The organism is Cupriavidus sp. IDO (assembly GCF_000812465.1).
GTDB lineage: Bacteria > Pseudomonadota > Gammaproteobacteria > Burkholderiales > Burkholderiaceae > Cupriavidus.
In genome coordinates this window covers 123863-134564 of sequence record NZ_JWMA01000199.1, presented here as the reverse complement: position 1 = coordinate 134564, position 10702 = coordinate 123863, and the positions used below count along the sequence as shown (strand labels likewise).

General features: G+C 63.1%; 10 protein-coding genes. 6 read left to right on the top strand and 4 right to left on the bottom strand.

The annotated features are described in order from the left end of the window. Positions 1-20: 20 nt before the first annotated feature. The 3 genes from RM96_RS35235 to RM96_RS35225 form a co-directional block, all read right to left on the bottom strand. The gene (locus RM96_RS35235; RefSeq protein ID WP_039016384.1) at positions 21-1385 is read right to left on the bottom strand and encodes a DUF1329 domain-containing protein; all 1365 of its coding nucleotides are present in this window, start codon (positions 1383-1385) and stop codon (positions 21-23) included. Positions 1386-1519: 134 nt separating this feature from the next. Beyond that, positions 1520-1936, bottom strand: a complete 417-nt coding sequence (locus tag RM96_RS35230) for a RidA family protein (RefSeq protein ID WP_039016383.1) — start codon at positions 1934-1936, stop codon at positions 1520-1522. 17 nt (positions 1937-1953) lie between these two features. Beyond that, a complete protein-coding gene (locus RM96_RS35225; protein ID WP_039016382.1) occupies positions 1954-2787 on the bottom strand; it encodes a phytanoyl-CoA dioxygenase family protein in 834 nt (277 codons plus the stop codon). 260 nt (positions 2788-3047) lie between these two features. On the opposite strand from RM96_RS35225, the gene RM96_RS35220 reads away from it, so the two are divergent. The 5 genes from RM96_RS35220 (at position 3048) to RM96_RS35200 (ending at position 9734) form a co-directional block, all read left to right on the top strand. Next, a complete protein-coding gene (locus tag RM96_RS35220) occupies positions 3048-4583 on the top strand; it encodes a flavin monoamine oxidase family protein (RefSeq protein ID WP_082016855.1) in 1536 nt (511 codons plus the stop codon). Continuing rightward, positions 4584-5264, top strand: coding sequence for a c-type cytochrome (locus RM96_RS35215; RefSeq protein WP_039016381.1), 681 nt, complete (start codon positions 4584-4586; stop codon positions 5262-5264). A gap of 131 nt (positions 5265-5395) precedes the next feature. Next, positions 5396-6739, top strand: a complete 1344-nt coding sequence (locus RM96_RS35210) for a M23 family metallopeptidase (RefSeq protein ID WP_052279923.1) — start codon at positions 5396-5398, stop codon at positions 6737-6739. A 214-nt stretch (positions 6740-6953) separates the two neighbouring features. After that, positions 6954-8543, top strand: coding sequence for a PAS domain-containing hybrid sensor histidine kinase/response regulator (locus RM96_RS35205; RefSeq protein ID WP_039016380.1), 1590 nt, complete (start codon positions 6954-6956; stop codon positions 8541-8543). A gap of 18 nt (positions 8544-8561) precedes the next feature. Next, positions 8562-9734: an adenylate/guanylate cyclase domain-containing protein gene (locus tag RM96_RS35200; protein ID WP_039016379.1), complete on the top strand. Its 1173-nt coding sequence runs from the start codon at positions 8562-8564 to the stop codon at positions 9732-9734. Positions 9735-9817: 83 nt separating this feature from the next. Here the strand turns inward: RM96_RS35200 and RM96_RS38300 are convergent, their stop codons facing one another. Beyond that, the gene (locus RM96_RS38300) at positions 9818-10258 is read right to left on the bottom strand and encodes a MerR family transcriptional regulator (protein WP_082016854.1); all 441 of its coding nucleotides are present in this window, start codon (positions 10256-10258) and stop codon (positions 9818-9820) included. Between the two features lie 214 nt (positions 10259-10472). Between RM96_RS38300 and RM96_RS35190 the strand changes: the two genes are divergently transcribed. Beyond that, positions 10473-10697 carry a DUF2188 domain-containing protein gene (locus RM96_RS35190; RefSeq protein ID WP_039016377.1) on the top strand — a complete coding sequence of 75 codons (225 nt, stop codon included), beginning with the start codon at positions 10473-10475 and terminating at the stop codon, positions 10695-10697. The last annotated feature ends 5 nt before the right edge of the window (positions 10698-10702 follow it).

Sequence of the window (10702 nt, the reverse complement as noted above, 5' to 3'; positions counted from 1 at the left end):
TCCCCATGGCGCCTTTTTTCTTATCGTGTGGTGAACCGGCGCAGGCCGTCGGGCTCGAATGTCTTCTCCTTCAGGCGGCCTTCGCGCGCGGCGAGCCAGTCCGGCTCCTTGTGGCCGGCAACGATGCGGTCGAGCACCGCGCGGTGGGTCTGGTGGTCATAGCTGGTGTTGGCCGCCCAGACGCAGGCCGGGACTTCCCAGGCCATGTAGGGCCCCATCTCGGCGGTGCGCCATACCTTGCCCTGTGCGTCGTACATGTCCTCCACCAGGACGGTCCAGGTGTCCTCGTCGATATAGAAGACGCGCTTTGGGAAGGTGTGCCGCATGCCGGCCTTGAGCGTGGCCTCCACCACCCACATGCGGTGCAGCTCGTAGCGGCTGAGGTCGCGGCTGAGGAACTTGGGCTTGACGACGTCCTCGACCTTGTTCGCCGATGCATTGACCCGATACGTGTTGTAGGGGACGTACAGCTCCTTCTTGCCGGCCAGCTTCCAGTCGTAACGGTCGAGCGGGCCGTTGAACTGCATGTACTGGTCGACGATCAGCAGGTTCTCGGTGTTGAGTTGGGGGGCGTCGTACTGGTACGTCGGCGCCCGGCGCACACGGCGCTGGCTCGCGAAGTACAGCCAGATGTCATTGGCGTCGGAAAACTTGTACTGCGTGAGCGTGGCGTCCCCCGCGATCGACGGCGGGCTGGTAAAGGTGTTGAGGTACAGGCTCTCGATGCCGTGGGCATCGGCCACCCCCTTGTTCGACGGCGACCACATCGGCGACATCTGCCATTCCTCCTGGCCGAGCGGCTCGCCGATGCTGTCGCTGCCCTTCGGCGGGATGTAGCCCGCATAGCTCATCTGGAAGCCCTCGCCCTTCCAGTGCAGCTTGTGGTTCCACATCGCTTCAGCGCCGTTCTGCGGAATCGGGAACGGCACGGCGGCGCCGACCGCCTCGGCGAGGTTCTGGCCGTTGTCAGCAAGCTTCGCGGTCGTCGCATTCTTCTTCGTCCGCTCGTAGAAGAAGTCGGGGAAGCCGCAGGAGCGGTGCGTCGGGTAGACGTCCATCCGGTAGCCCGGGATCGTTTTCACCATCTCGACCTGCCCGGGCGCCAGCTTGTCCTTGTATTTGTCGACGTTGGACGCGTCGATCGAAATCACACGCTTATCGTTCGCGTAGGGGTCGGGGCGCGGCGCGCCAGGCTTCCAGCCACCAGGCGCCTTCATGTCGCCGCCGGTCCACTCGGGGATCGTCCCGTCCTTGTTGCCGGCGCGCTCGGCGCCCACCGGGGTGAGCTCCTTGCCGAGCCGGGCAACGTCCTGCTCGGGCGCAGCGGCATAGGCCGCGCCACCGAGCCCAAGGGCCACGCTCAGGAACAACGTTGTGTATTTCATCTCAGTCTCCTTCCAGCCTTGGCGACCGGGTCGTTGGCCCGGCCGCTCATAAATAGGACATAGAACCTAAATTAGGTCACTATGACAAAGATAAAAAGAAAAAAAGTGGCAGGGTATTCCCGGTCTGGCCGGGCTCAGGCCTCGCCGCATCCGGCAACCGCCGCCGCGCGGATCTCGATGCACAGTTCCGGAAGCGCCAGCTCCGTCACCCCGACCGCGGTCCAGGACGGATAGCGATTTGGAAAGTACTCGTCCTTGACCTTCGTGAAGGCCTCGATATCGCGTCGCAGTTCCGTGTGGAAAGTCGTCAGTTCGACAACATCGGCCAGGCTCGCGCCTGCCGCTGCCAGGACGCCCTTCAAAGCCTCGAAGGCAAGCCGTGCCTGTGCCTCCATGCCCTCGCCCGGTTGCAGCGTGGCATCGAGGCCAACCTGACCGGATACCCAGATGGTGTCGCCCACCCGGGTCGCCGGTGCGAAATGGAAGGCGTCGTAGAGCGCCTGGGTCCCGGGCGGAATGATCGAGTGCCGTTTCGTGGTTGAGTTCGTCATGATGTCAATACCTCTCCTCAGATGAGTTGGCGGAAGCACGGCGCACGGAAGGGATCGCCCGCCGTCAGCGAAGCCAGCTCTTCCACGAACAGCACGCCGGCCGGCGTGTAGCCCGAATCGCTGTGGTCCGGCAACGGACTGAAGACCGCGTCGTCGCCGAAGAAGCGCAGCACCAGCGTGTGCCGGTCCGGGAACTCGTCGTCGACCGGGCCGCCGCCATGCAGCGAACCCGGGTGCAGCAACAAGACGTCTCCGGGCTGCGTCGCCCACGAGACGATGTCATAGGCATCGGGGCTGGCGCGGCGCTCGGCCTCGATGTCCGGCAGGCGCGGCCAGACCCCGCCGCCGTGCAGTGGCTCGGTGGGGTCATCGGGGTTCTGGAAGGTGCTGCCGTCGTGGCGCGCACCGAGGTGCGAGCCCCTGACGATCTCCAGGGCATTGCGCCCGGGGACGGCTTCGAAGCTGATCCAGGCGTTGGCGAAGTGCTTCCCCGCCCACGGCAGGTAGGACGTGTCCTGGTGCCACGGCGAGCGCCCCGCCTTGCCCCCGGCCTTGAGGAAAAGCTCCTCGGCAAAGTACCAGACGTGCCTGGAGCCCCACAGGTCAGCCAGCAGACGGCCGAGCGGCAGCGAGGCGACCAGGTCATCCAGCCGCGCCTTTGCGAAGGGATTAGCGTTGTCGACATGCGACTTTTGCACGCTGCAGTCGAACGAGGTGTAGGCGTTGGGGCCGGGGTTTTCGATCCCCCAGTCAAAGGCCTGCCTGCACTGGGCCAGCTGTTCCGCGTTAAGGCAGCCTTCGATGAGGACGGCACCGTCCTCCGCGAAAGCCTTGCGCTTGGATTCATCCATGGATGTTCTCCTGATTCGTCATAGGGCCGAGCGCCCGGCCGAGAGGCGTTCCGGTCGCTTCGTTTGTAGAACACTCTACCAACATTAGGTCATAATGACAAAGATAAGACAAAAGAAAAAGGGAGGGTATTCCCTATACGGGCGCGGCCTGCCAGTCCTGCGGCGGCAATCTTGGCCAAGGCGCGAGTCATTTTGACTTGTTTGTGTTCTTGACCTATATTCGACACAAATATGTCATTCTTTTTACACTTGTCCTAAAAATGATAAAGCACGCGAACACACGTGAAGAGGCGACTGACGCCGATGCCGTACCGGCGAAGATCCCGAACCCCGATGCGGCCACACTGACCCGACGCCAGCTCCTCGGCCTGGCTGCGGCGGCAGGCGCTGCGGCGCTGGCGGCTGGCACGTCGCGGACAGCGGGTGCCGCCGTGGCATCGGCGCAGCGCGACGTGCTGGACGTCGCGATCATCGGCGCCGGCCTGGCGGGGCTGACCGCCGCACGCGATCTGAAGCGCGCCGGGTGTGAATCGTTCGTGGTCCTGGAGGCGCGCGACCGCGTTGGCGGACGCACCTACAACCACGAACTGGGGCACAACGTGATCTCCGAAGCCGGCGGCCAGTGGATCGGCCCTGGTCAAACGGCCATTGCCGACCTGGGGAGCGAGCTCGGCGTCGACACCTTCAATACCTACTACCAGGGCAAGACCGTCTTCCTGGCGGGCGACATCCGGGTGGCCCAGGACCTGCAGGGAGGCGTCGGCGGCAGCGGCGCAGTCGCCCGCAAGCTCGGCGCGATGGCGCGCGGCGTGCCTTCCGGCGCGCCGTGGAAAGCGTCGAACGCGACGGAGCTGGACAAGCTGTCGCTCGGCGCCTGGCTGGCACAGCAAGGCCTGACCAACGAGGAGAAATTTTCCTTCAGCATCGCTGCGACGCTGTCGCTCGGCGCGCCGCCTGCGCAGCTGGGGCTGCTGCACTACCTCTCGGTGATCAACAGCGCGAACAGCGATTACGACACGCTCGAGAGGATCAAGGACGGCGCCCAGGAAACACGCTTCGTCGGTGGCTCGCAGCTTCTCAGCATACGGATGGCGCATGACCTCGGCGACAAGGTGAGGATGTCCTGCCCGGTGCGCAAGATTTCCGGCTGGGACCGCGAGATCGTTGCGTTGCACACCGACCAGGGTGTGGTGCGGGCGCGCCGGGTCATTGCCGCGCTGAACCCGGCGCTCTGCAACCAGATCGTCTTCGATCCGCCGCTGCCCAACGGGCGGGCGCAGGTGCAGCGGCTATGGCCGGGGCATGCGCCCATGCGCAAGACGGCGCACGTCTATGCGCGGCCCTTCTGGCGGAATGACGGTCTCAACGCGCAGGTCATGCCGCTCGATGGCCCCCTTATCTGGTCTGTCGACAACTCGCCTCCGGACGGGTCGGTCGGTGTGATCAGCGCCTTCGTCAGGCCGGGATACCTGCCCGCCGATCCCAAGGCCGCCGAGCGGGAGCTTTCGGCCATCTATGCCCGGGCACTGGGGGACCAGGCGCTGCATCCGACGCAATACCACGACCTCGACTGGGGCAGGGCCGATCCGTGGTCAATGAGCTGTATCAACCCGATGCCCCCAGGCTTCTGGACAAAATGGGGCCAATACCTCCACCCCTCTGCGGGCCGGCTGATCTGGTCGGGGACCGAGACGGCCGATGTCTGGGCCGGCGCCATGGACGGCGCCGTTCGCTCCGGCCACCGGGCGGCGCTGCAAGCGCTGAATGCCCTGGCGCAACCCGCTCAGGAGGCTTGAATGAAGCGCGCGCTTGTTATTGTCGCCGCTGTTGCGGGAGTAGTGGGTCTGGGGGCGGCCGCGTTCTCCGGGCCCGATCTGCTGGACTATTACCGCTTCGACAAAGCGTTGGACAGCCACCTCGAAGCCAGCCAGGCCGAAGGCGGTGCCTGGCCACAGTTGCAGGAGAGCTGTTTCAGCTGCCACGGTCCGCGCGGCCAGTCCCGCAACGGGCACTACCCTGCCCTGTCCGGCCTGCCGGCAAGCTACATCGAGGCGCAGCTGCGCGCTTTTTCCAGCGAACAGCGCCACAGCCCGACCATGGGACCGCTCGCCAGGAGCCTCACCGAAGGGCAAATCAAGCTGTTGGCCGCCTATTACGCACGGCAGGCGCCGGCCGGACATACAAGTGCTCCGGCCAGCGCGGCGCTCGAAGAACGTGGAAGAACCGCCGTGCAGGCCAGCAGTTGCCAGGCGTGCCACGGTGATGGGCTGGTGGGCAAGGACCTGGCGCCGCGCCTCGCGGGACAAGGTGAGATCTATCTTGCGAACCAGCTCGCTGCCTTCAAGGCCGGCGAGCGCCGTGACCCGAGCGGCGCCATGAATGGCATCGCCGCTGCCTTGTCGAACGAGGACATCCCGGCGGTGGCCAGCTACTTGTCCAGGATCCCGACCGGACAAGGCGGTAGCGAAGTCAGATAGCGCCAGCGCGCTTGCGCCGCACGATGGGGAAGAAAGGAAAACGCTTTGGACCGCTGCGGCAGCAGCGCCCGAATCAAGCGTTAGTTGTATGGATGTAACCCAGACCCCGCGAAGGATTCGCGCGTAAGCCGATGGAACTGAACGATCCGACTCTTGCGGACCATAGGGGCCGCCGCAAGAAGCTGATAGCAGCAAGCGTGGCGGCCGTCCTCATGCTCTGCATGGCGGCCGCCACCGGCGTGGCTCCGCGCAACGCCTACCTTGACCCCATGGCGCCTCGCCAGCAGGAAAGCTTGCGCCTGCCTGACCTGCGCGAGCAACTCGAAAAGCTGACCGACGCCGCTGCCACCTATATCCACGAGGCGCCCATGCAGCGCGGCGACACCATTGCCTCGCTGCTCAAGCGGCTCGGTATAGACGACGCCGACGCGCAGGACTTTATCCGCACGAATGCAGCCGCGCGCAATCTCTTCAATCTTGAGCCGGGCCAGGTCGTGCTGGCCGAGGTCGACCAGGACAATCTGCTGGTCTCGCTGCGTGCCACCCTGGACGGCAACGTGTCCGCCTCGCGCGAACTGGTGATCGAGCGGGCGGGCAACGTTGACGAACCGGTTTTCAAGGCGAATGTGCACGCGGTCAAGACCGAACTGCGCCATGAATTGCGTTCCGGCATCATTGTGGCGGGCGGGTTCTCCAAGACCATGGACGCCGCGAATGTGCCCGACGAGATCGTCCGGCAAATGCTCTCGATCTTCTCGGGCGTGATCGACTTCCACCACGATATCGTCGCCGGCGATCGCTTTCGTATTGTCTATGAGGCCGGGTTCCATGACGGCGTCCTTGTGCGCAACGGGCGCGTCGTGGCGGTCGAACTGATCAACCGCGCCCAGCCTTACCAGGCTTTGTGGTACTCCGCCGAAGACAGCAATGCCGGCGGCTATTACACCTTCGACGGGCGCAGCATGGCGCGCCCGTTCCTGCGCTCTCCCGTCGAGCTCTCGCGCATGTCATCGGGCTTCGGCTGGCGCAACCACCCCCTGCACCACCGGTGGGTCCAGCACAAGGGGATCGACTTTGCCGCCCCTACCGGCGCCAGGGTCCTGGCCACGGGCAACGGGACCGTCGACTTCATCGGCCAACAGACCGGCTACGGCAATATCGTCATCCTCAGGCATGACGGCGGCTACTCGACTTACTATGCCCACTTGTCGCAATACGCCGGCATCCACTCCGGTCAGCGCGTCACGCAAGGTCAATTGATCGGATATGTCGGGCAAACTGGCTGGGCAACCGGGCCGCACCTGCATTACGAGCTGCGTTTTCACGACGTGCCGCAGAACCCCTTGAGCGTCATGCTGATGGAACCGGACACGCTGACCGGACAAACGCGCCAGCGGTTCCTGAGCTTTACCAGCGACCTGCTGAACCGGATTTCCATGCTGCGCGGCATTGAGGTGGCATCCAACGGCAACTGAGGTGACGATGCAATCGCACCCAGCCGGTTGAATGTGGCGCATTGGCGACTCACCAACCGGCTGTCAGCTTCTCCGCGCGCACCACCTTGCACCGGCGATGGCAGCGCGTATTCTGGTTTGTGGTTCCCTCTTTACCCCGATTCCAGCCGGTCGCGAGTGGCCTCTCCTCTCATGGAGACGTCACGTCTGCTCAGCCGGCCGCAGTTGGCAAATCATGCGCAAGCAGCCTTTTGACCGATCGGCGAAGGATCGTGCTTTGGCCCCCGACGTCAGGGAGGGCGAGCGGCACTTCCGATTGCTCGCCGACGGCATTCCTCACATCGTAATGACCGCCGGTCCCGATGGTCGGATCGATTACTGCAACCAGCGGTGGGCAAGCTATACCGGCCTCAGCCTTGAGCAGACACAGTCCGGCGCGTGGCAATCTGCCGTACACCCTGAAGACCTGAAGAACAACCTCGACCGCTGGGCCGACTCGGTTGCAAGCGGCCGTGAGTATGAGATCGAGTACCGCTTGAGAAGGGCATCCGATGGTGCCTATCGCTGGCACCTTGAGCGCGGGGCACCGCTCAAGGACGCCAATGGGAATATCGTAAAGTGGATTGCCTCCTGCACCGACATCGAGGAGCAGAAACGGGCGCAGGCTGCGGCTGAGAGTGCCAACCGCGCAAAGTCTGAGTTCCTGTCCAGCATGAGCCATGAGTTGCGGAATCCCTTGAACGCCATCCTGGGCTTCGCGCAATTGCTGGCCCTGGACACTCCGCCGCCGTCTCCGTCGCAGCAAGCCAGTATCGACCAGATACTGAAGGCGGGCTGGCATTTACTGGAGTTGATCAATGAGGTGCTTGATCTCGCCAAGATAGAAGCCGGCCAGGCGTCACTGTCCCCAGAGCCGGTATCGGTCATTGAAACCTTGCACGAATGTCACGCGATGCTTGAGCAACAAGCGCTGAAGCGTGCGGTCCGCATGCAGTTCCCCTTGCCCGACTCCCCGTGTTTTGTCCGCGCTGACAGGACCCGCCTGAAGCAAATCCTGCTTAATCTGCTTTCGAACGCGATCAAATACAACCGCGACCAGGGAACCGTCGAGGTGCGAGTGATGACAGGGGGTCGCGTTCGCGTCAGCGTGCGCGACACCGGCGCAGGCCTGGCACCGGAACGGCTCGCGCAACTATTCCAGCCGTTCAACCGTCTTGGGCATGAGGGCGGCCCCGTGGAGGGCACGGGCATCGGCCTCGTGGTGGCCAAGCGGCTGGTCGAACTGATGGGGGGAGACATCGGCGCCGAAAGCACGCTCGGCGTGGGCAGCGTATTCTGGGTTGAACTGCCGGTTGCACGCGCGCCGGAAATGACTGGTGAGGGAGCAGAGCCAGCGCTGTCCGTCAGGACGCAAATAGAGGGACACGCTTCGGGGCATACCTTGTTGTATGTCGAAGACAACCCCGCCAACCTGAAACTCGTTGAGCAACTCGTCGCGCTCCGGCCTGATGTGCGCCTGCTAACCGCGGTCACCGGCGCGTCCGGCGTCGAACTTGCGTGCACTTCCCTGCCAGATCTGATCGTGATGGATATCCATCTGCCCGACATCAACGGCATCGAAGCACTGGGACGCCTGCGCGACGACCCGAAGACGACGCATATCCCAGTCATCGCCCTCAGTGCCAATGCGATGCCGCGCGACATTGAAAAGGGCATGAAAGCGGGATTCTTCCGGTACCTGACCAAGCCGATCAAGCTCAATGAGTTCATGGACGCACTGGAAGCCGCCCTGAAACAACCGCGAGGCGGGACTGCTCGCGGCTGACGAAGCCAGGCGCTCGCCATGATCAACGCATCGGACATTCTGGCGGCGAGAATCCTGGTCGTTGACGACCTGGAGGCCAATGTCCTGCTGCTCGAGCAGATGCTGCGCGGCGCCGGCTATGTTTGCATTGAATCAACCACCGATCCGCGCACGGTTTGCGAGCTTCACGGCAGGAACCACCATGACCTGATCCTGCTTGATCTGCAGATGCCCGGCATGGACGGGTTCGAGGTCATGGAACGCCTCAAGGAAGTCCAGCCGGACAACTATCTTCCGGTGATCGTCATCACTGCCCAGCCCGATCACAAATTGCGCGCACTGCAAGCCGGTGCGAAAGACTTCGTCAGCAAGCCATTTGACCTGGCGGAGGTGCTGATGCGGGTTCGCAATATGCTGGAAGTGCGTCTGCTGCACGGGGAATCGTTGAAATACGGCAAGGAACTCGAGCGGAAGGTGCGTGAACTGGAAGCGAGCCGCGAGACGATCGTTCACCAGAGTCATGAACTCAGGCGTCTTTACGAGAAGCTCGTTTGCGAGCAACAGGTGACCGAGCGACTGCTCCTCAACGTGCTGCCCTCCCCCATAGCCGAGCGATTGAAGCTGCGCACCGATCTCATCGCCGCAGGCCCTCCGGACGTCATCGCCGACAAGTTCCGGGAAGTGTCAGTGTTGTTTGCTGACCTTGTGCAGTTCACCCGCTTCTCTCCCAGCATGAGCCCCGAACGACTGGTGGCAGTCCTGAACGAGATATTCGCCGATTTTGACAATATCGCCGACAGCCGGGGACTCGAAAAAATCAAGACCATCGGCGACGCTTACATGGCAGCCGCGGGTCTGCCTGTCCCGGCGGCCGATCACGCCGCTCGGGCCGCACATATGGCCTTGGACATGCTTGAGTCACTGGGCCAGTTCAATCAGCGAAGCGGCTACAACCTGCAATTGCGAGTGGGCATCCACAGTGGAGCTGTCGTCGCCGGCGTGATCGGGAGGAGAAAGTTCATCTATGACTTGTGGGGCGATACCGTCAATATCGCCAGCCGCATGGAATCGCAAGGCATAGTCGGTCGCGTTCAGGTAACTGATGCCACGCGACAGCAACTTGGGGAACCATTCCTGCTCGAAGAGCGCGGTTTGATTGCAGCGAAGGGCATCGGCGACCTGCATACATGGCTTCTGGTTGGAAGAACCTAGTGTCATCATTTTCTACCGGCGAGATACTGCACCCCTTCCGGCTACATCGCTTGCCGTTCAGTGCGTGCCGGCACGGACCTCGTTCACCGCTGCCGAAATGGAGCGTCACGCCTGTTCTCTGATCTCATGCTGGCAGACAAAGTGTCAATCAAGGGGCAAGTAGCCTCATTGGCGTTGGCATGGCATTGCCCGATGAGATGCTTCAGCTCCGTTCGCAATCGCCGCAATTCCTTCAGTTTTTCCTCCACAAGGCCGAGCTTTTGCTCGGCCAGTGCGCGGGCTGTGCTGCACGTGCCGCCATCGTGCTGTCGCAGCAGTACCCGGACTTCATCCAGGGTGAACCCCAGCGACTGGGCCTGGCGAATGAAATGAAGCCGCTGCAAGCTCTGCTGCGGATACTGGCGAATGGCGCCATAGGTACGCTCTGGCACCGGCAGCAGGCCACACCGATGGTAGTAACGTACCGTTTCCACGCCAACACCAGCCGCCTTGGCCAGCTTCCCGATTGTTAGTGTGTGCTCCATGGCTTGACTCCGTACCCGGGTACGGACCTAGGCTATGCCTAAACCGCGCATAAGGGAAGGACGGAGTGCATTTCGATGGGCAACGCCGGGGATCACCTGCCCAAAGTGCGCGCGTGCAAAAGAAGAAACCAGCCCGTTGATGCCTGCCAGTGGCGCCATGAGTTTGAGCGCTGCCACGCTGTGCCAAGGCCCAGGGCCACCAGAGAGGGGCATTATGCAATCGCGGATCATTCGCGTTCTGCCCGCAGAAAGTGGTTGGGCACTGGATTTTGGCGGCCTCAATATGAAGACCCAGAGATTTCCCACCATGGAAGCGGCAATCGCCGCGGGTTGGGACGTGGCCAGGCGAGAGAATGCAGAACTGCACATACAGCGTCACGACGGCGATGTGCACTGGTGCAACGCGTGCGGCGACGAGCAGCAGAAGCCGCCGCTGTGACGCCG

Bases quoted from the DNA above. Each gene is read 5' to 3' on its own strand.
- RM96_RS35235 (WP_039016384.1), bottom strand. From the start codon at position 1,385: ATGAAATACACAACGTTGTTCCTGAGCGTGGCCCTTGGGCTCGGTGGC.
- RM96_RS35230 (WP_039016383.1), bottom strand. From the start codon at position 1,936: ATGACGAACTCAACCACGAAACGGCACTCGATCATTCCGCCCGGGACC.
- RM96_RS35225 (WP_039016382.1), bottom strand. From the start codon at position 2,787: ATGGATGAATCCAAGCGCAAGGCTTTCGCGGAGGACGGTGCCGTCCTC.
- RM96_RS35220 (WP_082016855.1), top strand. From the start codon at position 3,048: ATGATAAAGCACGCGAACACACGTGAAGAGGCGACTGACGCCGATGCC.
- RM96_RS35215 (WP_039016381.1), top strand. From the start codon at position 4,584: ATGAAGCGCGCGCTTGTTATTGTCGCCGCTGTTGCGGGAGTAGTGGGT.
- RM96_RS35210 (WP_052279923.1), top strand. From the start codon at position 5,396: ATGGAACTGAACGATCCGACTCTTGCGGACCATAGGGGCCGCCGCAAG.
- RM96_RS35205 (WP_039016380.1), top strand. From the start codon at position 6,954: ATGCGCAAGCAGCCTTTTGACCGATCGGCGAAGGATCGTGCTTTGGCC.
- RM96_RS35200 (WP_039016379.1), top strand. From the start codon at position 8,562: ATGATCAACGCATCGGACATTCTGGCGGCGAGAATCCTGGTCGTTGAC.
- RM96_RS38300 (WP_082016854.1), bottom strand. From the start codon at position 10,258: ATGGAGCACACACTAACAATCGGGAAGCTGGCCAAGGCGGCTGGTGTT.
- RM96_RS35190 (WP_039016377.1), top strand. From the start codon at position 10,473: ATGCAATCGCGGATCATTCGCGTTCTGCCCGCAGAAAGTGGTTGGGCA.